The organism is Corynebacterium halotolerans YIM 70093 = DSM 44683 (assembly GCF_000341345.1).
In the GTDB taxonomy this organism is placed as follows: Bacteria; Actinomycetota; Actinomycetes; order Mycobacteriales; family Mycobacteriaceae; genus Corynebacterium; species Corynebacterium halotolerans.
Genome location: NC_020302.1, coordinates 769,213 through 796,129 on the forward strand (window position 1 = coordinate 769,213; position 26,917 = coordinate 796,129).

Below are 26,917 nucleotides of genomic sequence, written 5' to 3' on the forward strand. Positions count from 1 at the left end.
GAGGATGGGCCACCGGCCCGTCAGGAAGGATGTCTACCACCATGAGCACGAGGAAGAAGTACACCCCGGAGTACCGGCAGGAAGCCGCCCGGCGGTCATCGACACCGGCCGACCGATTGCGGAAGTCGCCCGCGAGTTGAACCTGGGCGCGACGCTGCTGGGTCGGTGGGTAAAGAAGGAACGCGAACGCACCGGCGATGGTCCGGCAGCGGATCTGGATGCTGATGAGCGTGCTGAACTCGACCGGCTGCGGCGGGAGAACGCCGAGTTGAAGATGGACAACGAGTTCCTGGGAAAAGCAGCAGCCTTGCTTGCGTCGAAGCTGTGAGAAGTAGAGTGCTTCCAGTTGATGGGACAGGAGAAGGCGAACTACAGCATTTCCCGCATGGCCCGATTGCTCAAGGTCTCCCGGTCCGGCTACTACAAGTGGGCCGACCAGCAGGACAAGAAGGACAAGGGCCTGGATCCGAAGGAGCTCTGGCAACGGGAACTCGACAAGAAGATTTTGAAGTTCTGGAACGACTCGGACCAGACCTACGGGGCACCGCGGATCACCATGGACCTGCACGACGACGGCATCATGGTGGACCGCAAGACCGTGGCCAAGGCGATGCGCCGGCTCGGGATCGAAGGGATCAGCCCCCGGTCCTGGGTGCCGGTGACCACTATCCCCGGAAAGCCCACGCATTCCATCCCTGACCGGGTCAAACGGCTCTTTGATACCGGTGAACTCAATCGGGTGTGGATGTCTGATATCACCTATCTGCGCACCGGTGAGGGCTGGTTGTACCTGTGTGCGGTGCGCGACGGTTGCTCGCGACGCGTGCTCGGATGGGCGATGGATTCCACGCAGACCACCGACCTGGTGGAGCGTGCCCTGCGGATGGCGCACACGCTGCGCGGTGAGGTTCCTGAGGGCCTGGTGTTCCACGCGGACCGGGGAACCCAGTTCACCAGTGATCAGCTCTACCAGGTGTGCCAGGAGTTGGGGATCGATCAGTCGATGGGGCGCACGGGAGTGTGCTTCGACAATGCGATGGCCGAATCCTTCTGGTCGACGCTGAAGACCGAGTTCTATGACCGACGGAAGTGGAAGACCCGGGATGAGGCCCGCCAGGCCGTCGCCCGGTGGATCGAGGTCTTCTACAACCGGCGGCGCCGGCACTCCTCGATCGGCAACCAGCCCCCGGTCGACTTCGAGAACGCCTACCACCAGGCAGCGACCGCTGCCGCGGAGAATGCAGCTTAACTAACTGTCCACGATTTGCGGGCAACCCCAGCCGCGGTTCAATGGTGTGGCAGTTCAGCTGCACCATATGAGGGGCGTTGAAACATTCCCAGGCCGGAATTTCCTCGTGGGAGGGAAGATCCATGGTGTTCAGCTCTGAAAGCTGCATCGAAAGGGCACCCCGTTCGGTTTCATTTATGGTGGCGGAGGTGTTCATCGTGGAGAGCCTTCGTCCCGGTAGGCGATGCTGCGTGCCCACCGGGACAAAGGATGCGTCGAAAAGCGGAAGTAGTTAAGCACCCACCGGCGCCCGCTTGCCCTCCATAGGATCGTTCTTCTTCACGAGGCGCCCGGCCTTGAGTACGGTCGCTTCGTCGAAGGCCCGGCCGATGATCTGCAGCCCGACCGGCAGGCCACCGTTCAGGCCCACCGGTACGGTCAGCGCCGGTAGTCCGGTGAGGTTGCTTGGTCCGGTGAAGCGGATGAAGCTGTCGATCAGGTCCACCGGGTCACCATTGAGGTCAGCGGTGGCGGAGCCGATCGTCGGGGCCATCACCGGCAGGGTCGGGGCGATGATGACGTCCACCTCACTCAGGGCCGTCGCGAACTCGGTCTTGATCTGGCGGCGGGCCTGCTGCGCCTGCAGGTAGTCCACCGAGGAGAACAGTTCTCCCAGTTCGAAGAGGAACCTGATGTCGTCGCCGAAGTCATCGGGGCGCTCCACCAGGTCGTTGTGGTGGATGGCCGAGGCCTCGGAGAGACTGACCGCCAGCTCCGCCCACTCCGAGATCGCCAGGGAGGGGATGTCGACGGTCTTGAGCTTCGCTCCCTGGCTGACCAGCGCGTCGATCTGCGCGCGGACCAGCCGCTCGATCTCGGAGTCGACGTCGCGGAAGAAGTAGTCCTCCTCCACGCCGATGGTCAGCTCGCTCGCGTCGCCGTCGAGGGCTGCCAGGTAGTTGCCCACGGGGACGTCGATGGCGGTGGGATCCTTCGGGCTGAAGCCGGCAATCACCTCGAGCAGCGCTGCGGCGTCCTCCACGCTCTTGGCCATGGGGCCGATGTGGTCGAGCGTCCACGCCAGCGGGAAGCAGCCATCCTTGGCCACCCGCCCGTGCGTGGGCTTGAGGCCCACCAGGCCACAGGCCGAGGAGGGGATACGGATCGAGCCGGCGGTGTCGGTGCCCAGCGTGCAGTAACTCATGTCCGCGGCGACGGCCGCACCCGAGCCACCACTGGAACCGCCGGGCACCTTCTCCAGGTCCCAGGGGTTGTGGACGGCCCCGAAGTGCGGGTTGTTGTTGTCGATGCCCCAGGCGTACTCGTGCATGTTGAGCTTGCCCGTCAGCACGATGCCGGCGTTTTTCATCCGGGCCACGGAGGAGGCGTCCTCCTGCGGCACGAAGTCCCGGTGGATCTTGGAGGCCATCGTGGTGGTCTCCCCGCCAACGTAGAGGTTGTCCTTGATCGCCATCGGCACGCCGTGCAGGGGGCCGCGGGCATTCCCGGACTGGATCTCGTCTTCGGCGCGCTTCGCGTCCTCGAGCGCCTTCTCGTCGCGGAAGCTGATGTAGGCGTTGACCTCATCGTTGAGGCTGTGGGCGTGATCCAGCAGGGCCTGGGTGACCTCGACCGGGGAGACCTGCTTGTCGGCGATCAGGGTGCCCACCTCAACGGCGGTCTTCTTCAGGAGCTCACTGCTCAAGGTGGTCACCTCCCGGGATATTGCGGACCGCGATGTCCGCGTCGTCGAGCGGGACGACATTCAGGTTCTTCTTCAGTCCCTGAATCTCCTCCCACTTCGCCTCCAGCTTCTTGAGGTGGGCGGGGGAGGGGTTGATTCTGCGTTCCGCAAGTGCTTCCTTGGCTGAAAAACTCATGGTGCCTCCTGTCCGGCATGAAAGTCGAACGTGCTATAAGTCACTCAGGACTTATCGCAGACCATAGCCCATCCGCGAGGCAAAAGTGTCGGTTAGATCACAATATGAAATCGGGGTGGCGTACCGCCCCCGTTGGTGGGGATTTCGCGGTGGCACCTCAAGCCGGGGACACCAGCACAGCGAGCACTCCCAACCCCACCGCTACCGGCGCAATCACCAGGCCAAGGAGGATGAAGGTGCGCCAGCGGACTTCGACTCCCTGACGCCGGGCCTGGTCCGCCCACAGCAGGGTGGCCAGGGAAGCCCAGGGCGTGATGATCGGCGCGGCGTTCACCCCGATGAGCAGGGTGAGCAGGCTACGCGCGGAATCTGCCGCCGGCTCGAGTGCCAGGTAGGCGGGGATGTTGTTGATGAGGTTGGCCAGCACGCCGCCGGCGAGGGCGATGGTGAACAGCCCGTCCGATCCGTCGCCGTGGCCGGCGAGCCAGCTGATCACCGCATCCAGCCACCCGGCGTGGTGGACGATGGCCGCCAGGGTGGTCAGCAGCAGCGCGAAGGCCAGGGTGTTCCACGGGACCATGTGCCAGCTCAGCGCCGGCCGGTTCCACCGGTGCAGCAACAGCACGGAGATCACGGCGACCACGGTGGTGGGGAGCCAGAATTCCAGCGGGGTGAGCAGCAGGATGAGCAGGATGCCGATGAGCACGGCGAAGATCTTCGCCCGCGGGTTCAGCTCATTGCCCGGTGGGGCGGTGCCCTGCTCGGGTGTCTCCGCCCGGTCCCGGATGAGCAGGGGGCACAGGGCGGCCACCACGATCAGGACCAGGGAGGGAAACCAGGACTGGCCCAGATAATCCCCCAGCCCGCTGAAGTGCTCCGTCTGCAGGGCCAGCAGGTTGGTCAGGTTCGAGATCGGCAGCAGCAGCGAACCAAGGTTGGCCGTCCACACCACCGCGAAAGTCGCGCCGAGCAGGCTCAGCCCGGCGTGCCGGGCCAGCTTGATCACCAGCGGGGTCAGCAGGATGGCGGTGGTGTCCAGGGAGAAGAAGATGGTGGTCAGCAGGCAAGCGAAGATGATGAGCAGCCAGGACTTGAGGTGATCGCTGCGCCGGCCCCGGGTGCTGATCCCCAGCAGCCGCTGCACCAGGCTGAGCAGTCCGCCGAAGGTTCCCTCGGATTCGGCGGCGTTGACCACCACGGACATCGCGGCCACGAAACCCAGGATGGGCAGCACCCGGGCCAGCAGTTCCTGGAAGGCGGCCACATCCAGGAGGAGAAGCGTCACGAGACTGACGGCCGAACCCAGCCCGAGGATGATGCCCGTCGTCACCGCTCACCTTCCGCCTCGCCCGCCGGGCCGGCAGCCCGTTTCTTCACAAGCTAGCCCACACAGTCAGGGCCGATGTTCGAAGGGGGACGTTGCCGGTGAGTGGGCGGGGCCCTCTCCACGTCCGGGCAGGGGCTTCGGCGGCGGGGACATGTCGCGGGGCACGTACCTACACTGGCGCAAAAGCCCGCCGAGAGAAAGGTAGACATGGTCGCCATCGACAGTGCCACGAAGAACCTGACCTCCACCCGCTTCCCCCGCACGCTGCTCAAGACCGGGGCGGCGGTGGGCGCCGCCGCCACCGTCGGCACCCTGCTCACCGATCCGGAGAACCGGTGGTACAAGAGCCTGGACAAGCCCTCGTGGCAGCCGCCGAAGGCGGCGTTCCCCATCGTCTGGACGAGCCTGTACGTGGACATCGCCGTAGTGTCGGCGCTGGTGATCGCCGACGCCGAGGAAAAGAAACCGGGTTCCTCGAAGCCCTTCCAGAAGGCGCTGGCCAAGAACCTGGTGCTCAACGGCAGCTGGAGTGGTTTGTTCTTCCGTTCGAAGCGCCCCTGGCTGGCGGCGGCGGGATCGGCGTTGCTGGCGGTCAGCTCCGCGGATCTGGTGCGCCGGGCCTGGAAGTCCTCGCCGCAGCGCGGTGCCGCATTGTCCCCCTATGCGGTGTGGACCGGTTTCGCCACGGCGTTGAGCACCGAGATCGCCCGCCGCAACTCCGGCAGGTAGCGGAAAGACTACGCCTGCGCGAAGGCCGCCTTCAACCGTCGGCCGATCAGCTGGCGGGCGACGTGGGCGTCCTCGATGATTCCGCCCAGGGAGACGAACGGATGCACCTGCCCCATGAACTCCACGGTGCTGACCCGGTTGCCCGCCGCCAGCAACGCCCGTGCGTAGGCGCGGCCGTCGTCGGCGAGGGGGTCGCATTCCGCGATGACCACGGTGGCGGGCGGCAGGCCGCCCAGCTCCCCGCTGCGGATCGGGGAGAGCCGCGGATCATTCCGGTCGGCGTCCCCGGCGTACTGGTCAATGAAGTAGGCCATGTCGCGCGCGGTCAGGAAGTGACCTTCCGCGAATTCCGCGTAACTGCCGGTGTCCGCCGTCGCGACGTCGGTGACAGGGTAGATCAACACCTGGTGCGCCAGTGCCGGAGTGCGGCCGCGCAGCTGCTGGGCGATGACCGCGCTGATATTTCCTCCGGCGCTGTCGCCGGCCACCGCGACCTTGTCCGCGGCGATGTCCAGGCCTGAGTCCCCGTCCAGGATCGCCGTCACCACGGCGGTCGCGTCGTCGATGGCGGCGGGAAAGGGGTGCTCCGGGGCGAGCCGGTACTCCACGTTGACCCCGATCGCCCCGGCCTCCGCCGCGATCTCCCGGACCGTGGTGTCGACCATGTCCCGGTTGCCGATGACCCAGCCACCGCCGTGGAAGTAGATCACGCACGGCAGGGGTCCGTCGGACTCGAAGGGGACGTAGACCCGGACCGGGACGCCACCGATCTCGGTGTCCCGGACGCTGTGCATCTCCACCGCCTCGCCTCTGAGGGGAAGCGATTCGACCTGGTCCGCGCGGTTCTGCTCGGCGGACTGCGTGTCGAGGGGAACCGCGCCGGCGGTGAGGTCGAGGTACTTCTGGGCGTCGGGGTGGACGGGCATCGTGACTCCTGGAAACAGCGGGTGAGACTGTGGAGCAGCCTACTGGGACCGCTGGGTCCTGTTGTGAAAGCAGGTGTCGGGTCCGGCGTTGACGACGGGGACGTCGAAGCCAGGGTTGAAATGCGGTCTCGCGTATGGTCCTACTGGCCGCACCACCCGGTGCGGTAACTCACTATTCTCCCGAGGAGCCTGTGGAAGTGTTCTCCCGAAAACTGTTCTCCGCGCTCACTGCTGCCGCCATCGGTGGGACCGCCTTGGTCGCCCCCATCACCTCGACCCCCCAGGCTCATGCTGCGGAGGTCGCGGGTGGGCAGACTTCCCGGGAAGTCGCCGACCCACAGCTGTTCACCTACACCTCGCTCTACATTCTCCAGGGTGACACCGACACCTTCACCCCACTGAGAGACGATCTTCCGGCCGGGACCGCCCTGACGCTCGACGAGGGCGCCGGCCTGGAGGAACTCCGCGCGGACGGATGGTCCCTCTCCATTACCGACAACATTCTGACCGTGACTGCCCCGCGCCACGCAGAGGGTTACTACCGGATCCCGGTCCTGGTCACGCACCCGGACCAGTCCACCCAGGCTTCTTCTGCGGTGGTCTTCGTGGACTACCTCGCGGACATCCCCCTCAGCGTCATGATCCCGGTGGCCCCCTATCTGCACCTGAAACAGTCCTCCACGAGTTCGACGATGGTCTGAACCCGCAGACGGCCCCCCGGGTGCATCCCCGGCCATGAGAACTCCTGCTGGTTCGAGGCCACCGTTCAGGTCACCAACATCGCCCGGTGACTAAAAAGACTTCCGTGGCAGGGTCTAATTCACGCAGCGCGGGCCGTCGCCGCCAGCGTCGATCTCGGGGGCGACCTCGGCGTCACCGAAGTCGGTGCCCGGGGTGCCCACCGGAGCCTCGGTGCTCGTCGGGGCGCCCGTGTCGGTGGCCTCGCCCATGGGGCCGGCGTAGTCGTCGTGGGTGACCACGATCAGGGTGCTGGCGTCCAGGTTGGGGTTCGCGGTGACCGGCACCCCGCCGAGGGTCTCCGCCAGAGCCTGGGCCTGCGGATCCTGCGCGTCCGCGGCGACGACCTGGCTCTGCCAGTAGATGCCCGGCTGGGCGTTGGAGACCTCGACGACCGTGTAGCCGTTCTCCTCCAGGTGGGCGCCGACGGAGCCGGCCAGTCCGGAGGTCTGGCCCGCGTTGAGCACGTGGACGTCCAGGTCGGCGATCGCCGGGGCGGCGGGCTCGCCACCGGTCTCGCCCTCGCTGTCCGCACCCTCCGGGGCCTCGGGCTCTCCGGTCTCCTCGGGCTCTTCGGTTTCGGCGGGCTCCTCCTGGTTGAGCAGCTCGTCCATGAAACCGTGAACCTGGTTCACGTCGACGGTGACGATGGATTCGCCGTAGTCGCCGGTGCCGTCGATGGAGGTCACCGGGATGGTGGTGAAGGTGACGTTGCCGCCGGCGAGGTTGGCCAGCTGGGTGGCGAAGGACATGATGTCCCAGTTCGCGTCGATGACCACGGAGCGCTCCACGGCGTTGCTCATGTCCGAGAGCTTGCCCGGGTTCGTCAGGGTGCCGGCCTCGAGGACCTTGTTGACCAGGGAGGCCATGAACGCCTGCTGGCGGACGATGCGGTCGAGGTCGCCGCGGGGCAGGCCGTGACGCTGACGCACGAAGGCCAGGGCCTCGGCGCCGTTGAGGGTCTGCTCCCCCGCGGGGAAGTCGGCGCCGGAGAACTCGTCGTCGACCGGGGCGTTGAGGCACACGTCGACACCGCCGACGGCGTCGGTGAGCAGGACGAAGCCGAACAGGCCGATCTCGGCGTAGTTGTCGACCTCCACGCCGGTGAGGTCCGTGACCGCCTGGAGCAGACCCTCGCGGCCGGCGTCCATGGACCGCTCCTCGATGAGCTTGTCGTTGGTCATGCCCTGCTCGATCAGCTCGTCCTTGCGCTCGGTCTTGTGGGCCGCGTACACGCCGTTGATCTTCATGTTGCCGAAGTCTTCGTCGTGAATGTACGTGTCACGTGGGATGGACACCGCGGTGGCCGAGGAGCCGTCGTTGGGCACGCGGATGACCATCATCGTGTCCGTGTTCTCTTCGCCGTCGTCCACGCCCGCGTGGAGGCGGTCGAGCTCCTCCCGGGACAGGGGGTTGCCCTGGGCGTCGGTGCGCGAGTCAGTGCCCACCAGCAGGATGTCGGTGGCCCCGTCCGCGGCGTCCTTGGTGCCCTTCCCGCCACCGAGGGAGAGGTTGCCGGCGGAGGCGACCTCTGAGCCGAGGCGGCCGACGGTGAAGTAGCCGAGCGCGGAGACGATCAGGACGAGCGCCGCGAGCACGGCCAGGACCGCCTTCAGCGGCTTCGGACCGATCTGGCGGATCGCCGGGCCCGCGGAGGGCGGCGGCTGAATGTCGCGCACGGGGCGGTACTTCTCGTTCACGAGGTGAAATTCTCCGGAGGGGACGGGTACAACAGGGGCAGAAACTAAAGAAGGAGTCTAAGGCATGAAGATCGTGGTCACGGGAAGCGGCGGCCAGCTCGCCTCGGCGATGCGGCTCACCCTGCCCGCCGACGTGGGGAATCCCACCTGGCTGGACCGCGCGGACCTCGACATCACCGACGCCGCCGACGTCGCCACGCACGAGGCGCTCGACCGGGCCGACGTCGTGGTCAACACCGCCGCCTACACCAGTGTCGACGCCGCCGAGGACGACATCGCCGGGGCCACGGCAGTCAACGACACGGCCGTCGGCCACCTCGCCGAGCGCTGCGGACGCGAGGGCGCGCACCTGGTGCACATCTCCACCGACTACGTCTTCGGCTCGGGCGCGCTGCGCCACCCGCTCACCCCGGCCGACCCGACGAACCCGGACACCGTCTACGGGCGCACCAAGCTGGCCGGCGAGCGGCGCCTGGAAGGTACGGACGCGACGATCCTGCGCACCGCCTGGGTCTACAGCGCCAACCTGCTGCCCGGCCACCGGGACTTCGTCTCCACCATGCTGCGCCTGGAGCGCGAGCGGGAGGAACTGACGGTCGTCGACGACCAGCACGGCTGCCCTACCTACGCCGCCGACCTGGCGCAGGTGGTCTGGCGGGCGGTGCGGGAGCGCCCCGGTGGCGTGTCTCACGCCGCCGGGGGCGGCCGGGCCACCTGGTACGAGCTCGCGTGCGCCACATTCGAGCAGGTGGGCGCCGATCCCGGCCGCATCCGGCCGGTCACTTCCGCGGAGTACCCGGTCCGGGCCCCGCGACCCGGATGGTCGGTCCTGGCCTCCGACTGGCCGCTCCCGGAGTGGCGCAGCAGCCTTACGGCCTCGGTGGCCGGTAATATGCGCCCATTGTGAGTACCTCGTCCGTGGCCGCAACCGCCCCCGTCGCCGTCGTCACGGTGACCTATTCCCCGGGGCGTCATCTGGCGACCTTCCTGGACAGCCTGGCCGCCGCCACGGACCGCGAGACCGCCGTGGTGCTGGCCGACAACGGGTCCACCGACGGCGTGCCCGAGGCGGAGGCGGCCCGCCGCGGGGGCGTCGAGTTCCTGCCCACCGGCGGCAACCTCGGCTACGGCAGCGGCGTCAACGCCGCGGTGCGCCACCTGCGCGGGCGTCGCGAAGCGGGCGAGATCGACGGCGAGTTCTTCGTCATCTCCAATCCCGACGTCGTCTTCGGGCCCGGCTCGATCGACGCGCTGATCGCCTGCGCCCGCCGCTGGCCCGACGCCGCCGCCGTCGGCCCCCGCATCGACGAGGCCGACGGCACCACCTACCCCTCGGCACGGGCGGTGCCCACCCTCGGCAACGGCATCGGCCACGCCCTGCTCGGCACCGTCTGGCCGTCGAACCCCTGGACCCGTGCCTACCGCGACAACGCGGACATGGACCACGAACGTACCGCCGGCTGGCTGTCCGGCTCCTGCCTGCTCGTGCGCTGGGACGCCTTCGAGGCCATCGGCGGCTTCGACGAGCGCTACTTCATGTACATGGAGGACGTCGACCTGGGCGACCGCTTCACCCGCGCCGGCCACGTCAACGTGTACTGCGCGAACGCCCGCATCACCCACGCCAAGGGCCACGCCGCCGGCGAGGTACCCGAGCTGATGCTGCCCGCCCACCACGAGAGCGCCTACCGTTTCCAGTCGGACCGGCTGCCGCACCCGTGGCAGGCCCCCGTCCGCCTGGCGTTGCGGACGGGCCTCAAACTCCGGCAGATCTACGCGGTCTCCCGCGCGCGCCGGGACCGCGGCTAGCCCTGTCCGGCCGCCGCCGGTAGGCCGACGCCCCTGAAACGATTCACCCGCCCCGAGAATTCATCCGAAGGAACCGAGACGATGGCACACCCCTCTGAAACCGACGCCGTGATCCTGGTCGGCGGCCGCGGCACCCGCCTGCGCCCGCTGACCGTGAACACGCCGAAGCCGATGCTCTCCACGGCCGGGTACCCCTTCCTCCAGCACCTGCTGGCGCGTATCAAGGCCGCGGGCATCACCCACGTGGTCATGGGCACCTCCTACCGTGCCGAGGTCTTCGAGGAGTACTTCGGGGACGGTTCCGAGCTGGGCCTGGAGATCGAGTACGTCGTGGAGGAGGAGGCCCTGGGCACCGGCGGCGGCATCCGCAACGTCCACGACCGGCTGCGCCACGACACCGTGATGGTCTTCAACGGCGACGTGCTCTGCAACACCGACCTGGTGGGCATCCTCGACACCCACCGGTCGAAGGAGGCCGACCTGACCATGCACCTGGTGCGCGTGCCGGACCCGCGCGCCTTCGGCTGCGTGCCCACCGACGACGAGGGCCGGGTGCTGGAGTTCCTGGAGAAGACCGAGGATCCGCCGACCGACCAGATCAACGCCGGCTGCTACGTCTTCCGCCGCGAGCTCATCGCCGAGATCCCCTCTGGCCGGGTGGTCTCCGTGGAGCGCGAGACCTTCCCGCAGTTCCTCACCGACGGCAAGCGCGTCTTCGGCCACGTCGACGCCGCCTACTGGCGCGACATGGGCCGCCCCGACGACTTCGTCCGCGGCTCCTCGGACCTGGTGCGCGGCATCGCGCACTCCCCGTTGCTGGAGGGGCGCACCGGTGAGGCCCTGGTCGACGAGTCCGCGGGCGTGGCCGGTGGCGTCATCCTCGTCGGCGGCACCTCCGTGGGCCGCGGCACCGAGATCGGCGCCGGTTCCCGCCTCGATGACACGGTAGTCTTCGACGGCGTGACCATCGAGCCGGGTGCCGTGATCGAGGATTCGATCATCGCGGCCGGGGCGACGATCGGCGCGAACGCCCGGATCACCGGCTGTGTGATCGGGGAGGGCGCCCACATCGGCGCGCGGTGCGAGCTGCAGGGCGGGCTGCGGGTGTGGCCGGGGGTGAACATCCCCGACAACGGGGTGCGATTCTCATCTGATGCCTGAGAATATTCTCAGGTACCTGGCAGTTGTTGCCAGCTTTTTGGGACACCGCCATATCTAGTACCCCCTTTGCCTACCCCCACCTTTGTATTCGTGTGACGAAAGTTACTGGAGTGAAATCTGACCTGCGGAGACGGAAGTTCACCGGATATTCCCCTCGGTAGAGGTTGACGATATTTAGTGTTTCCGTGTTCAATCGGCAACAGTGCTAACACACTGATAACGCACCATTAACCAATCGATAAACAACGAACTACGGAGAGAGGACGCGGCGTGGACGACAGAACGAACGGCGTCATTCTCCGTGGCGGAGCCGCAGCCGAGATGACCCTCGACGACCTCTTCGGCGCCGTCGAGCAGGAATGGCAGGATCAGGCGCTGTGCGCCCAGACCGATCCGGAGGCCTTCTTCCCGGAGAAGGGCGGTTCCACCCGCGAGGCCAAGCGCATCTGCCAGGCCTGCGCCGTGCGCGACGAATGCCTCGAGTACGCCCTCGAACACGATGAGCGGTTCGGCATCTGGGGCGGACTCTCCGACCGTGAGCGGCGGCGGCTCAAGCGTCAGATCGGCTGACGCACCCCAGCTACCACTGGAAGTCCGGATCGATGTCCGACGGATCCAGGTTCAGGTAATTCGCGACCAGGGCGGTCAGGATCGTCGTCAGGAGCTCCTGCCGCTCATGCGTCGTCTCCGTGCGCTGCTCGATCGGCATCCGGAACAGCACCAGCCGGGCTCTGGTGGGCCGGCCCTCGGGGTCGATGCCCGCGGGAATCACCCGGCCCAGCGGCACGGGACCGTCCGCGATGATCTCGTCCGGCAGGACCGTCATGTCCGCACGCAGGCGCATCCGGGGCACCGTGTCCACCGCGATGTCCAGTCCGCTCAACTGTGGCGCGAAACGGTGCAGGATGGGGCCGTAGGCCTCGAGGACGGCGATGTCGAAGGACTGCCGCCGACTGCGGTGACGCGGGGCGGCCGTCGGCAGGAGGGGGCCACGCGAGCCGCGTCCGTGACGGTTCCGGAAGGGTCGGATGTGCCGGATGGTCATGAAATCCACCTTAGAGCCCCGGGCGCGGGGGGTTGTGGGGACGCGCCGCGACTGTTCAAATCTCAAGCGGGGGTTTAGACTTTGACGCTGTGAGTAACTTTCGTCGTTGTTCCCGGCCCGGCTGCGGCAAGCCCGCCGTGGCCACGTTGACCTACGCCTACGCCGAGTCCACCGCCGTGGTCGGACCGCTCGCGCCCGCCGCCGAGCCGCACAGCTGGGACCTGTGCGACCGGCACGCCGAGAAGATCACGGCCCCGCTGGGCTGGGAGATGCTGCGCGTCAACCACATCGAGATCGACGACGACGAGGACCTGACCGCACTGGCCGAGGCCGTCCGGGAGGCCGGCCGCGTGACCAGCGGTCTGGTCGAGGACGACCACGACTTCGACGAGTTCGTCAACCCGGAGGATCCGGCCGACCCGGTCAGTTCCAACCACCCGGTGCTGCGCACCAAGCGGGTCGCCGAGGCCAAGGAGCTGCGCCGCGGTCACCTGCGGCTGGTCACCGACAACACGGTCGATGACGGCGACGTCCCGGGCACCGGGGAGGGCGTCGACGATCCGCACACGCCCGGCTCACCCGACTCCCCGCGGTAGGGGAGCGGGCGGCACCGGTACGATCATCGGGGTCAGCTGTCCAAGAAGAAGAAAGCAGAGCTGCCCCATGCGCACCCGCGAATCCGTCACCTCCGTCGTCAAGGCGTACGACGTGCGAGGCGTCGTCGGCCGTGACATCGACGCAGACTTCATCCGTGACACCGGCGCGGCCTTCGCCCGGCTCCTGCGCGGCGAGGGTGAGACCACCGTGGTCGTCGGCCACGACATGCGACCGTCCTCGCCGGAGCTGGTCGACGCCTTCGCCGAGGGGGTGACCGCCCACGGGCTGGACGTGATCAAGCTCGGACTGACCTCCACCGACGAGCTGTACTTCGCCTCGGGCACCCTCGACTGCGCCGGCGCGATGTTCACCGCCAGCCACAACCCGGCCCAGTACAACGGCATCAAGCTCTGCCGCTCCGGGGCACGCCCCGTCGGCCAGGAGACGGGCCTGGGTGAGATCACCGAGTACCTGGTCAACGGCATGTCCAACTACCACGGGGTCAAGGGCACCGTCAGCGAGCGCGACGTGCTGGCCGACTACGGCGCCTATCTGCGCAGCCTGGTCAACCTCCGCGGCACCCGCCCGCTGGTCGTCGCCGTGGACGCCGGAAACGGCATGGCCGGGTTGACCGTGCCCGAGGTGTTCAAGGGCCTGCCGCTGGACGTGCGCCCGCTGTACTTCGAGCTCGACGGCACCTTCCCCAACCACGAGGCGAACCCGCTCGACCCGAAGAACCTGGTCGACCTGCAGAAGTTCGTCGTGGAGCAGGGCGCGGACATCGGCCTGGCCTTCGACGGCGACGCCGACCGCTGCTTCGTCATCGACGAGAAGGGCGATCCGGTCTCCTCCTCGGCGATCTGCGCGATCGTCGCGGAGCGCTACCTGGCCGAGCGCCCCGGCGCCACGATCATCCACAATGCGATCACCTCCAAGGCCGTGCCCGAGATCATCGGGGAGAACGGCGGCAAGGCCGTGCGCGCCCGCGTGGGCCACTCCTTCATCAAGGCGGAGATGGCCCGGACCGGCGCCGTCTTCGGTGGCGAGCACTCCGCGCACTACTACTTCACCGAGTTCTTCAACGCCGATTCCGGCATCCTGGCCGCCATGCACGTGCTGGCCGCCCTCGGTTCCCAGGACAGGCCGCTGTCCGGGATGATGGCCGAGTACTCCCGCTACGCCGCCTCCGGCGAGCTCAACTCCGAGGTCGCCGACCAGACCGAGCGCACCCAGGCCGTGCTCGACGCCTTCGCTGACCGCATCGAGTCGGTCGACCGCATCGACGGCGTGACCGTGGAGCTCAAGGACACCAAGGCCTGGTTCAACATCCGCCCCTCCAACACCGAGCCGCTGCTGCGTTTGAACGTCGAGGCCCCCACGGCCGAGGAGGTCGACGCCCTGTCCGAGGAGATCCTGGGCGTCATCCGGGCTTAGGTCCGGGTTCTGGGTTCGGGTCGGATTTTCCGGGCCGGCCTGAAGGCGTGGCGAAGGTATACCGGCCGCGGGTGTTTTGTCGACGAATCGGCTCGGACCGGTAGGGGATCGTCACGGCGGAGACTCTTCACCCTGAGGCGGCCTGAAGGCGTGACGAAGGTATACCGGCCGCGGGTGTTTTGTCGACGAATCGGCTCGGGCCGGTAGGGGATCGTCACGGCGGAGGCTGTTCACACTGCGGTGGCACGAAGGCGTGGCGAAGGTATACCGGCCGCGGGTGTTTTGTCGACGAATCGGCTCGGGCCGGTAGGGGATCGTCACGGCGGAGGCTGTTCACTCTGAGGCGGTCTGAAGGCGTGACAAACATAGATCGGGACCCCAGTCGCCTGAAGTTGTCCCGGACTCAGGCACCTTTCATGCGGATCCGGGGATGCGCGTGTTTCCTCCAAGTCTTCGCGTTATCCCGTCATACCAGCCGTACCTATCCCTGAGCCCACAGTTTGTCCCGCAGAGCCTCGAAAGTGTTCCGCACCACGTCGGCCAACCGCCCCACCGGGTAGATCCGGTCCGCCACCGCCCGCGCCAGCTCGGACCGCTCCCGGAGCTGCCCCTCGGTGAAGCCCGGACCGGCGGCGGGAACCTCCGTGCCAGAGGAACCAGTCACCGCCACCACGGGCCAGGAGCTGCCCACCGCCTCGTGCTTGACCTGGTAGTAGGGACCCTCGTGGGCGACGACGGCGATGCCCCGGGCTCCGCGCGCCGCGGCGATCAGGTGCGGGTGGTAGCGGGTGGTCACCCACGTCTGGCCGGGACGGGCGGGCAGGCCGTGGGTCCACAGTTCATCGAAGGCCACGAAGTGGGCACCTGCGCACAGGTGCGGGTCGAGCCGTCGCATGTGATCCCACACGACGGCGTCGCCACGCGGGATGCACTCGACGACCGCCAGCCGCGGACCGGTGGCCCCCAGTGCCCGCAGCGCGTCCAGCAGCCATTGCGCCAGCTGTTCCACCGGCACGCCCAGCAGATCCGACTGCGCGCAGAGCACGAAGTCGCGGTCGCGGGCGTCGGCCGTGCCCTGGCCCAGCCCGTGCCGGACAACGGTGTCGGCGGCGTACAGCCACGCGTCGTCGCCGGAGACCGCCGCGTCCACGCCCGCCGGCAGGACGTCGAGGGAGGGGGTGTCACGGACGTCGACACGGTCGAAGCGTGCCCACCAGGGCGCGAGATCGGCGGCGACCTCCGTGGCCGGAGTGAGCCCCTGCCCGGTGGCCGCCCGCACCGCCTGGGGTCTGCCGACGCTCGCGGCGGCCGCCACGACCTTCGTGTGGTGCGGCCAGTGGTCGTTGATCCACCCGCCGCCGAGCACGTGGACGACATCGGCGTGCGCGGCGAGGTGGACGCCGCTGACCAGCTCGGGAAACCGTCCGGGATCGGCGACGACGGCGGCGGCGTCATCCGGGGTCTCCGCGCGTTCGGCCAGGCGCCACAGCGTGTCGGTGACGGTCAGGTCGGGGTGGACGCGGTGGTGCAGGACGGCCGCGACGCCGGGGGTGTGGCAGTCGAGGACCACGCGGGCGCGGGGCCGGCGGCGGGCGAGCTCACGCAACCAGGCGGAGGCGATGAACTCGTCGCCGAAGTTGGGGTGCCCGGACGGGGCCACCAGATAGATCAGCTCTCGTTCGCGGCGCATTCCTGATATCTTTCCATCCCCCGGCGCGGGGTCCGGTTTCACTATCCTTGGGCGCATGGACAACAGCTACCTCGACGGATCGGGCTATGACCGGGAGACCGTGGCGTTCTACGACGTGGCCCACGAGGGGGCCCAGGTCCGCACCGTCGCCGGTGTGCTGGACCAGCTGGCCGGCCTCTACGGGCTCAACCCGCGCAGCGTCGTCGTTCTGCCGACCGACCAGGTCTCCCACGCCGCCGCCCGCTTCGTCACCGCCGTGCGCAGCCCCCTGCGTCTGCCCGTCGTGGTCACCGACACCCTGCCCGGCTACGTCGGTGCCCTCGACGTCGTCATCGCCGTCGGCGACCGCGGCGAGGATCCTGAGCTCTCCCAGGCCCTGCTGACGGCCGCCCGGCGCGGGGCGGTGACCATCCTCGCCGGACCCGCCCAGGGGCCGATTCTCGAGGACGCCCCCGACGACTGCGTGATCGTGCCCGCCTCCCCGACGGCCGTCGGCCCCTCCCCGTCGCGGGCGATCACGGTCGTCGGCACCGTCCTGGACCTGCTCGAGGAGGACCCGGATCTGGTGGGCCAGCGGCTGCAGGAGGTCGCCGACGCCGTCGACGCCGAGCTCGAGCAGCTCTCCCCGGAACGCGACGAGCTGGTCAACCCCGGCCGGCAGTTGCGCGCCTTCGTCGAGGGTGCCCGCGTCCTCCACACCGGCCGCAGTCGTCTGGGGCGTGCGTTGGCGGAGATCGTCGCCACAATCTGGTCCACGAAGGGTCTGCCCTCCGGCTTCGTGGAGGCCGATGAGCTGGGTACCGCCCTCGCCGCCGGCCCTGCGGCGCCTGCCGCCGACGACATCTTCCATGATCCGTATCTGGACGGTCCGGCCGTGGTGCTACCGTTGAAGACCATTGTGTGGGCCGAGGAAGAGGCGGGCCTGGCCCACTCGTTGGCGGTGCACTGCGAGTCCCCGGGACTGGGCGACTCCGCCTCCGCCCTGAAACTGATCACCCGCGGCTTCGCCGCGACCGCCTATGAAGCACGCGTGGAGGAAATCTAGATGGACCAGCTCACCGGCATGCTCCGGACGTACCCCTGGGGGTCGCGGACGCTGATTCCGGAGCTGCGTGGGCTGCCCGCCCCCTCGGACCGCCCCGAGGCGGAACTGTGGTTCGGGGCGCACCCCGCCTCCCCGTCGACCATCGACGGGCGCCCGCTCACCGAGCTCATCGCCGCCGATCCCGAGGCCGCCCTCGGGCGCCGGGTACGCGAGAACTTCGGTGACGGCCTGCCGTTCCTGCTCAAGCTGCTCGCCGCCGCGGAGCCGCTGTCCCTGCAGGCGCACCCCTCCGCCGAACAGGCCGCGGAGGGCTTCGCCCGGGAGAACGAGTCGGGTATCGCCATGGAGGCGCCCAACCGCAACTACAAGGACCCGAGCCACAAGCCCGAGCTCATCGTCGCGCTCACGGACTTCACCGCCATGGCCGGTTTCCGCCCGCTGGAGCGCACCCGGGAGCTTTTCGACGCCCTGTCCTGCCCGCAGCTGGACCGCTACCTGGCCTTCCTGGAGCATGACCCGGAGCAGGAGGAGGCCAACCTGCGCGGCCTGTTCACCACCTGGATCACCATCCCCTCGCTGGCGCGCACCGAACTCATCGAGGGTGTGGTCACCGCCGCGCGGCCGTTGCTGGACCGCGGGGACTGGATCTCCGAGGTGCTGGGCAACGTCCTCTACCTGCACGAGCAGTACCCGGGCGACGTCGGGGTGCTCGGTGCCCTGCTGCTCAACCACCTGCACCTGTCGCCCGGCGAGGCGATCTACCTGGACGCCGGGCACCTGCACGCCTACATCTCGGGCCTGGGCGTGGAGATCATGGCGAACTCCGACAACGTGCTGCGCGGGGGGCTGACCTCCAAATACGTCGACGTGCCCGAGCTGGTCAAGGTGCTCGACTTCCACTCGCTGGCCGACCCGGTCGTGCGCGCGAACGACGGACGCTACCCGGTGCCGGCCGAGGAGTTCTCGCTGACCTGCCACATGCTGGGCGGGGCAGGGGAGTCCTCGGTGACCGTCGACCACGACGGGCCCGTCATCGCCCTGTGCACCGCGGGCGAGCTCACGCTCGGGGGCCTGGCGCTCGTCCCCGGCGACGCCGCCTGGATCCCGGCCTCCGATCCGGCCGTCACCGCCACCGGTCAGGGGCAGCTGTTCATCGCGCGGGCGTGAGACGGCTGCCTTGAGGGGCAGGACAGGAAAAACCGCCCGGTGGGGGAGGCCGGGCGGTTTTTCTGATTCAGCTGTCGCGTGGGGCGGGACTCAGCGCAGGAAGGGCAGCCAGTTGTCCCACTGCCACTGCTGACCGGAGCCGGTCGGCTGGGCGGGAACGGGGGCCGGTTCGTTCGTCGGCGTGGGTGCCGGAGCCTGGTTCGTGGGGCCGTCGCCCGCCCCGGCCGGGCCACCGGCGCCGGTACCCGTGCCGGTCTCGGTCACGGCCGGTGCGGACGGTACGGCCGGTTCGGTGGACTGGGCGGGGGCGATGGGCCGGGAGGGCTCCACCGGCGGGGAAGGCTGCGGCGAGACGGTCTCATCCTCCTGCGGGGTGGGGGACACCCCGGTCGGGGAGGTGGGCTCCGTCGGCTCCGTCGGCTCCGTGGGCTCCATCGGCTCAGTCGGCTCCGTCGTGTCGCCGGTCTCGCCGGTCTCGCCGGTCTCGCCGGGCTCCACGGTTTCGCCGGGTTCACCCGGGGTCGTCGGCTCGGTCGGCTCGGTTGCGTCGGTCGGCACGGTCGGCTCCGTCGTGCCCGTCCAGCCCGGGGGCGGGGTGTCGCCGCCCTGGCCGGGGCCGACGTTCCACTCGGAGGTGTCGTCCGGGCCGGTGAAGATGTTGTCCGGACGGTAGACCGTGGTGGGTGCCAGGGGGGTGGGTTCGTTGCCGAGCACCGCGTTCGGGGGGAGGAACGGGTCATCGGTGGTCGGGGCCACCGTGTCCTGCACGTTCTGCTCCGTCGGGGCCTGGGTTTCCTGGGTGGTGGCGACGTCGGAACGGGTGGAGGTGGTCACGGTGGATACCGCGTGGGTGGCCGTGGCAGTATCAGTGGCGGAAGGGGCCGCGGGTGTGCTGGCGCGCCAGACGCCGAAACCGATGCCGGCCGCTGCGATCAGACCGACAACGATGAAGACGGCGACTCGCCGGGTTTCTGCTTTCACCCTTTGCTCTTTTCCCTTCGGCGGAAATGTAGGTAACAACTCGGTAACAACATAGCAGATGCCTGCCGATAGGTGCAGTCTCAATCGGCGATAAACATTCTGAGAGAAGGGAAAAACCATGAGTGCCTGGGACGTCACGATTTTCACGGAGGATGTCAACGAGGAGTTCCTCGACGAGCTCAACGACCTTGATTCCGGTGAAGTGGTCGAGGCCGTGCAGGACGCCTGCCTCCTCGTGCTGAAGCAGCCCCACGTCTCGGACGGGGAGCGTCGTAACGCGCTCGCCGCCGCGACGGTGGCCGCGATCTGGGCCGGCGCGCCGTTCACCGCCGGTGACGTCGCCGACGCCCACCCCTTCATCCGGGAGCTGCTGGGCGAGGGCACCGAGGAGCTCAATGAAGCGGCCGCCGAGGTACTTGAGTCGGTGGAGACCGACGAGGACCTCGAACCCTTCCTCGAGGCACTCTCGTAGGACCGCGCTACAGTTGGGGAGACAGTTTTCACACGTTGACAGGAGTTTTCCCCGAATGTCGCAGGTAACCGAGTACAAGGTGGCGGACCTCTCCCTGGCGGAGGCGGGTCGCCACCAGATTCGTCTGGCGGAGCACGAGATGCCGGGCCTGATGGCCCTCCGTGAGGAGTACGGCGAGGAGCAGCCGCTGGCCGGCGCGCGCATCGCCGGTTCCATCCACATGACCACCCAGACCGCCGTGCTCATCGAGACCCTCACCGCCCTCGGTGCCGAGGTCCGCTGGGCCTCCTGCAACATCTTCTCCACTGAGGACCCGGCCGCCGCCGCCATCGTCGTCGGCAAGGACGGCACCCCCGAGAACCCGCAGGGTGTTCCGGTCTTCGCCTGGAAGGGCGAGACCCTCGACGAGTACTGGTGGTGCCTCAAGCAGATCTTCAGCTGGGGCGAGGGGGTCGAGCCGAACATGATCCTCGACGACGGCGGCGACGCCACCATGGCCGTGATCAAGGGCCGCGAGTACGAGCAGGCCGGCGTCGTGCCCGCCACCCAGGAGGGGGACGCCGACGAGTTCATCGCCTTCATGAACATGCTGCGCCAGACCCTCGACGAGGACAACCAGAAGTGGACCCGCATCGCCGAGTCCGTCAAGGGCGTCACCGAGGAGACCACCACCGGTGTGCACCGGCTGTACCACTTCGCCAACGAGGGCGTGCTGCCCTTCCCGGCGATGAACGTCAACGACGCCGTCACCAAGTCCAAGTTCGACAACAAGTACGGCACCCGCCACTCCGTCATCGACGGCATCAACCGCGGCACCGACATGCTCATCGGCGGCAAGAAGGCCCTGATCTGCGGCTACGGCGACGTGGGCAAGGGTGTGGCCGAGGCGCTCAAGGGCCAGGGCGCCATCGTCAAGGTCACCGAGATCGATCCGATCAACGCCCTGCAGGCGCTCATGGACGGCTTCGACGTCGTCACCGTGGAAAACGGCATCACCGACGCCGACATCGTCATCACCGCCACCGGCAACCTGGGCATCATCACCTTCGACCAGATGCTCCTGATGAAGGACCACGCCGTGCTCGGCAACATCGGTCACTTCGACAACGAGATCGACATGCACTCGCTGCTCCACCGCGACGACGTCACGCGCACCAACATCAAGCCGCAGGTCGACGAGTTCCACCTGCCCAACGGCCGCGCCATCATCGTCCTGTCCGAGGGCCGCCTGCTCAACCTGGGCAACGCCACCGGCCACCCGAGCTTCGTCATGTCCAACTCCTTCGCGGACCAGACGATCGCCCAGATCGAGCTGTTCACCAAGCCGGACGAGTACGACAACCAGGTCTACCGCCTGCCGAAGCACCTCGACGAGAAGGTCGCCCGCGTCCACGTCGAGGCCCTCGGCGGCCAGCTCACCGAGCTGACCAAGGAGCAGGCCGAGTACATCGGCGTCGACGTCGCCGGCCCGTTCAAGCCGGAGCACTACCGCTACTAGGACGGGGCCGGGCGGAGGGCTCCGGGCGGGGCCTGCGGCCGTCGGTCGAATTCACGCGGTCGAAAGGGGATCTGCTCTCGACCTCATCGGTCGAAAGGAGGTCTTCTTTCGACGTGGTCCTTTCGACCTGACCTGAACCGGCACCACAGACCCGGCACCACAGACCCCAGAGCCAACAAAGCCGGGAACGGCACAGGAAGAAACGGGACGGACAAAGATGATCATCACGGTCGAGGGCATCGACGGCGCGGGCAAGAACACGCTCGTGCGCGCCGTGCGCGAGCAGGTCGAGGCGGATGTGCTGGCCTTCCCACGCTACGACGACTCCGTCCCGGCCCAGCTCGCCGCGGAGGCGCTCCACGGCCGGATGGGGGACCTCACCGACTCCGCCTACGCCATGGCCACCCTGTTCGCGCTCGACCGGCACGGGGCGAAGGAGCAGCTCGAGGCGTACGTGGGCAGCGACCGGGTGATCATCCTCGACCGCTACGTGGCCTCGAATGCGGCGTACTCGGCCGCCCGGTTGCGTGACGACGCCGTGATCGACTGGGTTCACGACCTCGAGTTCGGCCGGCTCGGGCTGCCGAAGCCGGACCTGCAGGTGCTGCTGGCCACCCCGCCCGCCACGGCGTCGCAACGCGCGCGCTCCCGGGAGGCGGCCGACGCCTCCCGCGCCCGGGACGCCTACGAGCGCGACGCCGACCTGCAGGAACGGACCTTCGAGGCGTACCGGCGCCTGGCGCAACGGCAGTGGGCGGGTCGCTGGTTGGTAACCACCGATCCGGCCACTATCCTGCAAGAAATTACGTAGACTGCCATTCAGCACCAGGACAGCGAAGGACAGTAGAGGACACCGCCATGGCCGCCAAGATTCTCGTCGTCGACGACGATCCCGCGATCTCAGAGATGCTCACCATCGTGCTCGAGTCGGAGGGCTTCGAGCCGGTCGCCGTGACGGACGGCAATGAGGCGGTGCCCACCGCCCGGGCGGAGCAGCCGGATCTCATCCTGCTCGACCTCATGCTGCCGGGCATGAACGGCGTGGACATCTGCCGCATCATCCGGCAGGATTCGTCGGTGCCGATCGTCATGCTCACCGCCAAGACTGACACGGTCGACGTCGTCCTGGGCCTGGAGTCCGGCGCCGACGACTACATCACCAAGCCCTTCAAGCCGAAGGAGCTGGTCGCCCGCATCCGGGCGCGTCTGCGCCGCACCGAGGACACCCCGGCCGAGATCATCGAGGTCGGGGACCTGGCCATCGACGTGCCCGAGCACACCGTCAAGCGCGGTGACGAGGAGATCTCGCTGACCCCGCTCGAGTTCGATCTGCTGCTGGAGCTGGCCCGCAAGCCGCGCCAGGTCCACACCCGCGAGGAGCTCCTGGAGAGTGTGTGGGGCTACCGCCACGCCTCCGATACCCGGCTGGTCAACGTGCACGTGCAGCGACTGCGCGCGAAGATCGAGAAGGACCCGGAGAACCCGCAGATCGTGCTGACGGTCCGGGGCGTCGGCTACAAGACGGGCATGGGGGAGTAGGACCGTTTTCACCCAGCACCTCCGCCGCATCGGCGACCGGATCTCGGAGGCCTGGCGCACCTCGCTGCAGGTGCGCGTCATCGGCCTGATCTTCGTCGCCTCCGCCGTGGTCATGTTCATCCTGGCCATGGCGTTGATCTCCGTGGTCGCCCAACGGCTCGTCGACTCCAAGCTCGACATCGCCAACTCGGAGATCGACCGGGCCCGCATGGCCGTCGAGCAGCAGATCGACGCCACCAGCACCGGCAGTTCCGCCCAGGTGCGCCTCAACTCCGCGCGGGCGTCGCTGACCCAGCTCAGTTCCCAGGCCGGGGAGACGGCGGCCGTCTACGAGCCCGTGATCGTGGTCAACAACCCGGACGGCACGGTCACCACCGCCCCGGAGGGCTACCGTGTGCCCGACCGGCTGCGGCACTTCGTCTCCGAGGGGCAGGTGTCCTATCAGTTCGCCACCATCGACCGGGCGGATGGTTCGACCTACAACGCCCTGGTCATCGGCACCCCCACGGACTCGGACATTCCGAACCTGCAGGTCTACCTCGTGCTGTCGATGGAGTCCGACGAGGCGACGATGGCGTTGCTGCGCGGTCTGCTCTCGGCCTCGGGCGTGGTGGTCGTCGTCCTGCTCGTGGGCATCGCCTGGCTGGCCACCCAGCAGGTCACCGCCCCGGTGCGCTCGGCCTCACGCATCGCCCAGCGACTGGCGGCCGGGCACCTGCGCGAGCGCATGGTCGTCGACGGCGAGGACGAGATGGCGCGGCTGGCCGTGAGCTTCAATTCCATGGCGGACTCGCTGTCGCGGCAGATCCACCAGCTCGAGGAGTACGGCAACCTGCAGCGCCAGTTCACCTCCGACGTCTCCCACGAGCTGCGCACCCCGCTGACCACCGTGCGCATGGCCGCGGACATGATCGCCGCCGACGCCGACGAGTTCGAACCGCACACCAAGCGCGCCTCCCAGCTGATGATGCGCGAGCTCGACCGCTTCGAGGTGCTGCTCAACGAGCTGCTGGAAATCTCGCGCCACGATGCCGGCGTGGCCGACCTCGCCGAGTCCCGGCTGGATCTGCGCACCTGCATCCAGGCCGCTTGGGAGCAGTCCCGGCACCTGGCCACCGAACTCGGCGTGGAGGTCCGCTTCGACCTGCCGGAGGAGCCGGTGTGGATCACCGGCGACTCCCGGCGCATCGAGCGCATCCTGCGCAACCTGACCAACAACGCCATCGACCACTCCGAGGGCAACCCCGTCGACGTGGTGCTCGCCGCCAATGACGATGCCGCGGCGATCACCGTCACCGACCACGGCGTGGGCCTCAAGCCGGGCCAGGAGGAGCTGGTGTTCAACCGCTTCTGGCGTGCCGACGCCTCGCGCGTGCGCCACTCCGGCGGCACCGGCCTGGGGCTGGCCATCGCCCGTGAGGACGCCCTGCTGCACGGTGGGGTGCTGGACGCGACCGGTAACTTCGGTGTCGGTTCGCAGTTCCGGCTGACCCTGCCGCGGGAGCCCGGCAGGTCGTACACTGAAAGCCCCCTGGAACTGGAGGCGCCGCAATGATCCGTATCCGCCGGTCCTGGCGCACGGGAGTGGCCGTGTTCTCCGCGTCCGTGCTGCTCGCGGGCTGCACCGCGCTGCCCAGCGACACCGAACCGCAGGCGCTGCGTCCCTTCGAGCCGGCCGGCGAGGAACAAACGGACCTGGGCCCGCAGCCGGGCCGCGAACCGGACCTGCTGCTGCGCGACTTCTACACCGCCTCGGCCGACCCGGCCCAGGACTACCAGGCCGCCCGGTCCTACCTGACCCCCGAGGCGGCCGAGGAGTGGAACCCCTCCGAGACCACCCTGGTGGTCGACCGGGTGGACCTGGCCACCCAGCCCGGCTCCACGAATGAGCGGCGCTCCTTCAACGTGCGTGGCGCGGTGATCGGCCGCCTGGGCACCGGCGGGGCCTACGAGCCGGAGAACGGCGTCTACGAGGCCACCATCGAGTTGGAGCAGCAGGACGGGGAGTGGCGCATCGCCTCGCTGCCGGACGGCGTGGTGTTCGAACGGACCGAGCTGCGCAACCGCTTCCAGCCGCAGAACGTGTACTTCTTCGACTCCGCCGGGCAGGTCCTCGTGGGCGACCGCCGGTGGGTCTACTCCGGCCAGCGCTCCCTCGACACTGCCCTGATCACCCTGATGATGGAGGGGCCATCGCGGGTGATGGCGCCGGCCGTGGAGCAGTCCCTGCCTCCGGAGGCGGCCTTCGCCGGGGTGACGGACGGCGCCTACCAGTTCACCGGCTTCTCCGGTATGTCCCGCGAGGACCGACTGCGCTTCACCGCCCAGCTGGTGTGGACCCTGGCGATGGCGAACACCCCCGGCCCCTACTCCGTGATGGCCGACGGCGCCCCGGTCATCGACGGCCAGGAGGAGCTGACCACCGATGACTTCGCGGACTTCAATCCCCGGATCGGCTCCTCCATGGTCGCCCCGCTGTTCGCCCTGACCGACGAGGGCGTCTACCGCGTGGCCTCCAACACCGCCAACCCGGTCAGCGGCCCGCTCGGCTCGATGGAGAACCTCGAGTCGGTGGACATCACCGCCGAGCGCACCTCGGCGGCCGTCCGCCGCGACGGCGACGAGTCCGTGCTCCTGCTCGGCGGGCTGTCCGGGGAGGTCACTGAGTCGCTGCGCAGCCGGACGATCACGCGGCCGACCTTCGAGTACGACTCCAACGCCCTGTGGGTGACGCTCGCCGACAACACCGTCGTACGCACCGTGAAGTCGTCGGCGACCGGCGAGTTCGCCTCCTCGGAGGTCAACACCACTGCCCTGGAGGACATCGGCGGCGACATCTCGGTGCTGCGCCTGTCCCACTCCGGCGCGCGGGTGGCCATGATCATCGAGGGGCGCGTCTACACCGGCGTGGTCGAGCGGGAGGGCCCGGGCGAGCGCAGTATCGTCAACGTCCAGGAGTTCGCCCCGCAGCTCGGCGGCACCGCTCTGTCGCTGGACTGGCAGCCGGACGGCTCCATTCTGGTGGGCACCTCCTCACCGGAGACCCCGATCTGGCGCGTCGAGTCGGACGGCTCCGCGGTGTCCTCCCTGCCCTCGGGCAACGTCACCGCGCCCGTCGTGACGGTCGCGGCGTCGTCGTCCACGATCTACCTCACCGACGCCCTGTCCGCGCTGCAGATGCCGGTCAACGGCGCCGACACCTCCTTCTGGCGCGAGGTGCCGGGCCTGCAGGGCGTGCGCGCGGCCCCCATCGTCGCCAACTGATGGACCTGCTCCTGCCGCGCCGTTGCGCCGGGTGCGCCACCGCTGGCGAGGTCCTGTGCGCGCGGTGCCGGCGGGAGCTGCGCCGCCCGCCCGAACGGGTGTTCACGCCCGTGCCCACGCACGTGCCCGTCCACGCGCTGGGTCCTTACGCCGAGACCCACCGCAGTGTGATCATCGCCATGAAGGAACGCGGCAACCTCGCGGTGCGCCGCCCGCTCGGCGCGGTGCTGGCGGCGGCGGTGGCGCACCTGCAGGCCAGGGGAGAGCTGCCCGCGGACCTGCGGCTGGTGCCCGCACCGACCCGCCCCCGCTCGGCCCGGCTGCGGGGCGGCGACCACGTCACCGACCTCTGCCGGGCCAGTGGCCTGCCCGTTGTCCCCGCGCTGCGCCACCGCCGCGACGTCGCCGACCAGGTGGGCCTCGACGCGGCGTCGCGACGCCGCAACCTCGCCGGGCGCGTCGAACTCATCGCCCGGCCCGCCGCCCCCGTGCTGCTTGTCGACGACGTGGTCACCACCGGCAGCACGCTCGCGGCGTCGGTGGAGACCCTGGTGGCCGCGGGTGGGAACGTCGCGGGCGCGCTGGTTCTGGCTCACGCCTGAACCGGAAGGTGTCGCTTCTCACAACCAGGGGAAAAGTCTTGCCGGCTCACGCTTTCGGGTGGGTTTCATGGTCCGGAGGTTATGA

25 protein-coding genes and 1 pseudogene are annotated in these 26,917 nt (G+C 68.7%); 18 read left to right on the forward strand and 8 right to left on the reverse strand.

Annotation, left to right across the window (positions count from 1 at the left end; translation table 11 throughout):
• Positions 1-29: 29 nt before the first annotated feature.
• A pseudogene (locus A605_RS03640) lies at positions 30-1,249 on the forward strand (IS3 family transposase).
• A gap of 271 nt (positions 1,250-1,520) precedes the next feature.
• Here the strand turns inward: A605_RS03640 and A605_RS03645 are convergent.
• The 3 genes from A605_RS03645 to A605_RS03655 all read right to left on the reverse strand — a co-directional run bounded on the left by A605_RS03645 (position 1,521) and on the right by A605_RS03655 (position 4,438).
• Complete coding sequence (locus A605_RS03645; protein ID WP_015400153.1) at positions 1,521-2,933, reverse strand: amidase; 1,413 nt, start codon at positions 2,931-2,933, stop codon at positions 1,521-1,523.
• A complete protein-coding gene (locus A605_RS03650; RefSeq protein ID WP_015400154.1) occupies positions 2,923-3,108 on the reverse strand; it encodes a hypothetical protein in 186 nt (61 codons plus the stop codon). Before A605_RS03650 ends, A605_RS03645 begins: the two co-directional genes overlap by 11 nt.
• 157 nt (positions 3,109-3,265) lie before the next feature.
• Entirely contained in the window at positions 3,266-4,438 is a 1,173-nt protein-coding gene (locus A605_RS03655) for an ArsB/NhaD family transporter (protein WP_015400155.1), read from the reverse strand.
• A 204-nt stretch (positions 4,439-4,642) separates the two neighbouring features.
• Here A605_RS03655 and A605_RS03660 point away from each other — a divergent pair, with 204 nt between their 5' ends.
• A complete protein-coding gene (locus tag A605_RS03660; protein ID WP_015400156.1) occupies positions 4,643-5,164 on the forward strand; it encodes a TspO/MBR family protein in 522 nt (173 codons plus the stop codon).
• A gap of 8 nt (positions 5,165-5,172) precedes the next feature.
• On the opposite strand, the gene A605_RS03665 is transcribed toward A605_RS03660, so the two are convergent.
• Positions 5,173-6,090 carry an alpha/beta hydrolase gene (locus A605_RS03665; protein ID WP_015400157.1) on the reverse strand — a complete coding sequence of 306 codons (918 nt, stop codon included), beginning with the start codon at positions 6,088-6,090 and terminating at the stop codon, positions 5,173-5,175.
• Positions 6,091-6,287: 197 nt separating this feature from the next.
• On the opposite strand from A605_RS03665, the gene A605_RS03670 reads away from it, so the two are divergent.
• A complete protein-coding gene (locus tag A605_RS03670; protein WP_015400158.1) occupies positions 6,288-6,791 on the forward strand; it encodes a Rib/alpha-like domain-containing protein in 504 nt (167 codons plus the stop codon).
• Between the two features lie 114 nt (positions 6,792-6,905).
• On the opposite strand, the gene A605_RS03675 is transcribed toward A605_RS03670, so the two are convergent.
• A complete protein-coding gene (locus A605_RS03675) occupies positions 6,906-8,528 on the reverse strand; it encodes an LCP family protein (RefSeq protein WP_015400159.1) in 1,623 nt (540 codons plus the stop codon).
• A gap of 64 nt (positions 8,529-8,592) precedes the next feature.
• Between A605_RS03675 and rfbD the strand changes: the two genes are divergently transcribed.
• The 4 genes from rfbD (at position 8,593) to A605_RS03695 (ending at position 12,068) form a co-directional block, all read left to right on the forward strand.
• Positions 8,593-9,435: a dTDP-4-dehydrorhamnose reductase gene (rfbD, locus tag A605_RS03680; protein WP_015400160.1), complete on the forward strand. Its 843-nt coding sequence runs from the start codon at positions 8,593-8,595 to the stop codon at positions 9,433-9,435.
• Entirely contained in the window at positions 9,432-10,337 is a 906-nt protein-coding gene (locus A605_RS03685) for a glycosyltransferase family 2 protein (RefSeq protein ID WP_015400161.1), read from the forward strand. Before rfbD ends, A605_RS03685 begins: the two co-directional genes overlap by 4 nt.
• A gap of 81 nt (positions 10,338-10,418) precedes the next feature.
• Positions 10,419-11,498 carry a mannose-1-phosphate guanylyltransferase gene (manB, locus tag A605_RS03690; protein WP_015400162.1) on the forward strand — a complete coding sequence of 360 codons (1,080 nt, stop codon included), beginning with the start codon at positions 10,419-10,421 and terminating at the stop codon, positions 11,496-11,498.
• Positions 11,499-11,819: 321 nt separating this feature from the next.
• A complete protein-coding gene (locus tag A605_RS03695) occupies positions 11,820-12,068 on the forward strand; it encodes a WhiB family transcriptional regulator (RefSeq protein ID WP_042440276.1) in 249 nt (82 codons plus the stop codon).
• 10 nt (positions 12,069-12,078) lie between these two features.
• Here the strand turns inward: A605_RS03695 and A605_RS03700 are convergent, their stop codons facing one another.
• On the reverse strand, positions 12,079-12,543 hold the full coding sequence (locus A605_RS03700) for a metallopeptidase family protein (protein WP_015400164.1): 465 nt from the start codon (positions 12,541-12,543) through the stop codon (positions 12,079-12,081).
• Positions 12,544-12,632: 89 nt separating this feature from the next.
• Between A605_RS03700 and A605_RS03705 the strand changes: the two genes are divergently transcribed.
• Both A605_RS03705 and A605_RS03710 read left to right on the forward strand, forming a co-directional pair.
• A complete protein-coding gene (locus A605_RS03705) occupies positions 12,633-13,139 on the forward strand; it encodes a DUF3499 domain-containing protein (RefSeq protein WP_081602078.1) in 507 nt (168 codons plus the stop codon).
• A 67-nt stretch (positions 13,140-13,206) separates the two neighbouring features.
• Entirely contained in the window at positions 13,207-14,574 is a 1,368-nt protein-coding gene (locus tag A605_RS03710; RefSeq protein ID WP_015400166.1) for a phosphomannomutase/phosphoglucomutase, read from the forward strand.
• A gap of 481 nt (positions 14,575-15,055) precedes the next feature.
• Here the strand turns inward: A605_RS03710 and A605_RS03715 are convergent, their stop codons facing one another.
• Positions 15,056-16,264, reverse strand: a complete 1,209-nt coding sequence (locus A605_RS03715) for a polysaccharide pyruvyl transferase family protein (protein WP_015400167.1) — start codon at positions 16,262-16,264, stop codon at positions 15,056-15,058.
• 55 nt (positions 16,265-16,319) lie between these two features.
• Between A605_RS03715 and A605_RS03720 the strand changes: the two genes are divergently transcribed.
• Both A605_RS03720 and manA read left to right on the forward strand, forming a co-directional pair.
• Entirely contained in the window at positions 16,320-17,309 is a 990-nt protein-coding gene (locus A605_RS03720) for a MurR/RpiR family transcriptional regulator (protein ID WP_015400168.1), read from the forward strand.
• On the forward strand, positions 17,310-18,476 hold the full coding sequence (manA, locus tag A605_RS03725) for a mannose-6-phosphate isomerase, class I (protein ID WP_015400169.1): 1,167 nt from the start codon (positions 17,310-17,312) through the stop codon (positions 18,474-18,476).
• 90 nt (positions 18,477-18,566) lie between these two features.
• Here the strand turns inward: manA and A605_RS15480 are convergent, their stop codons facing one another.
• Positions 18,567-19,457 carry a hypothetical protein gene (locus A605_RS15480; RefSeq protein ID WP_015400170.1) on the reverse strand — a complete coding sequence of 297 codons (891 nt, stop codon included), beginning with the start codon at positions 19,455-19,457 and terminating at the stop codon, positions 18,567-18,569.
• A gap of 118 nt (positions 19,458-19,575) precedes the next feature.
• Here A605_RS15480 and A605_RS03735 point away from each other — a divergent pair, with 118 nt between their 5' ends.
• The 7 genes from A605_RS03735 to A605_RS03765 all read left to right on the forward strand — a co-directional run bounded on the left by A605_RS03735 (position 19,576) and on the right by A605_RS03765 (position 26,832).
• Positions 19,576-19,929: a DUF4259 domain-containing protein gene (locus A605_RS03735; RefSeq protein WP_015400171.1), complete on the forward strand. Its 354-nt coding sequence runs from the start codon at positions 19,576-19,578 to the stop codon at positions 19,927-19,929.
• 55 nt (positions 19,930-19,984) lie between these two features.
• On the forward strand, positions 19,985-21,427 hold the full coding sequence (gene ahcY, locus A605_RS03740) for an adenosylhomocysteinase (protein WP_015400172.1): 1,443 nt from the start codon (positions 19,985-19,987) through the stop codon (positions 21,425-21,427).
• Between the two features lie 217 nt (positions 21,428-21,644).
• On the forward strand, positions 21,645-22,238 hold the full coding sequence (locus A605_RS03745) for a dTMP kinase (protein ID WP_015400173.1): 594 nt from the start codon (positions 21,645-21,647) through the stop codon (positions 22,236-22,238).
• Between the two features lie 47 nt (positions 22,239-22,285).
• Positions 22,286-22,966 carry an MtrAB system response regulator MtrA gene (gene mtrA / locus A605_RS03750; protein WP_015400174.1) on the forward strand — a complete coding sequence of 227 codons (681 nt, stop codon included), beginning with the start codon at positions 22,286-22,288 and terminating at the stop codon, positions 22,964-22,966.
• A 28-nt stretch (positions 22,967-22,994) separates the two neighbouring features.
• Entirely contained in the window at positions 22,995-24,521 is a 1,527-nt protein-coding gene (mtrB, locus tag A605_RS03755; RefSeq protein ID WP_280109784.1) for an MtrAB system histidine kinase MtrB, read from the forward strand.
• A complete protein-coding gene (gene lpqB / locus A605_RS03760; protein WP_015400176.1) occupies positions 24,518-26,230 on the forward strand; it encodes an MtrAB system accessory lipoprotein LpqB in 1,713 nt (570 codons plus the stop codon). Before mtrB ends, lpqB begins: the two co-directional genes overlap by 4 nt.
• Positions 26,230-26,832, forward strand: coding sequence for a ComF family protein (locus A605_RS03765; RefSeq protein WP_034991150.1), 603 nt, complete (start codon positions 26,230-26,232; stop codon positions 26,830-26,832). Before lpqB ends, A605_RS03765 begins: the two co-directional genes overlap by 1 nt.
• Positions 26,833-26,917 lie beyond the last annotated feature (85 nt).

Bases quoted from the DNA above. Each gene is read 5' to 3' on its own strand.
- A605_RS03695 (WP_042440276.1), top strand. From the start codon at position 11,820: ATGACCCTCGACGACCTCTTCGGCGCCGTCGAGCAGGAATGGCAGGAT.
- mtrA (WP_015400174.1), top strand. From the start codon at position 22,286: ATGGCCGCCAAGATTCTCGTCGTCGACGACGATCCCGCGATCTCAGAG.
- A605_RS03700 (WP_015400164.1), bottom strand. From the start codon at position 12,543: ATGACCATCCGGCACATCCGACCCTTCCGGAACCGTCACGGACGCGGC.
- manA (WP_015400169.1), top strand. From the start codon at position 17,310: ATGGACCAGCTCACCGGCATGCTCCGGACGTACCCCTGGGGGTCGCGG.
- rfbD (WP_015400160.1), top strand. From the start codon at position 8,593: ATGAAGATCGTGGTCACGGGAAGCGGCGGCCAGCTCGCCTCGGCGATG.
- A605_RS03765 (WP_034991150.1), top strand. From the start codon at position 26,230: ATGGACCTGCTCCTGCCGCGCCGTTGCGCCGGGTGCGCCACCGCTGGC.
- A605_RS03660 (WP_015400156.1), top strand. From the start codon at position 4,643: ATGGTCGCCATCGACAGTGCCACGAAGAACCTGACCTCCACCCGCTTC.
- A605_RS03715 (WP_015400167.1), bottom strand. From the start codon at position 16,264: ATGCGCCGCGAACGAGAGCTGATCTATCTGGTGGCCCCGTCCGGGCAC.
- A605_RS03650 (WP_015400154.1), bottom strand. From the start codon at position 3,108: ATGAGTTTTTCAGCCAAGGAAGCACTTGCGGAACGCAGAATCAACCCC.
- A605_RS03710 (WP_015400166.1), top strand. From the start codon at position 13,207: ATGCGCACCCGCGAATCCGTCACCTCCGTCGTCAAGGCGTACGACGTG.
- A605_RS03720 (WP_015400168.1), top strand. From the start codon at position 16,320: ATGGACAACAGCTACCTCGACGGATCGGGCTATGACCGGGAGACCGTG.
- A605_RS03745 (WP_015400173.1), top strand. From the start codon at position 21,645: ATGATCATCACGGTCGAGGGCATCGACGGCGCGGGCAAGAACACGCTC.
- A605_RS03735 (WP_015400171.1), top strand. From the start codon at position 19,576: ATGAGTGCCTGGGACGTCACGATTTTCACGGAGGATGTCAACGAGGAG.
- ahcY (WP_015400172.1), top strand. From the start codon at position 19,985: ATGTCGCAGGTAACCGAGTACAAGGTGGCGGACCTCTCCCTGGCGGAG.
- lpqB (WP_015400176.1), top strand. From the start codon at position 24,518: ATGATCCGTATCCGCCGGTCCTGGCGCACGGGAGTGGCCGTGTTCTCC.
- manB (WP_015400162.1), top strand. From the start codon at position 10,419: ATGGCACACCCCTCTGAAACCGACGCCGTGATCCTGGTCGGCGGCCGC.
- A605_RS03665 (WP_015400157.1), bottom strand. From the start codon at position 6,090: ATGCCCGTCCACCCCGACGCCCAGAAGTACCTCGACCTCACCGCCGGC.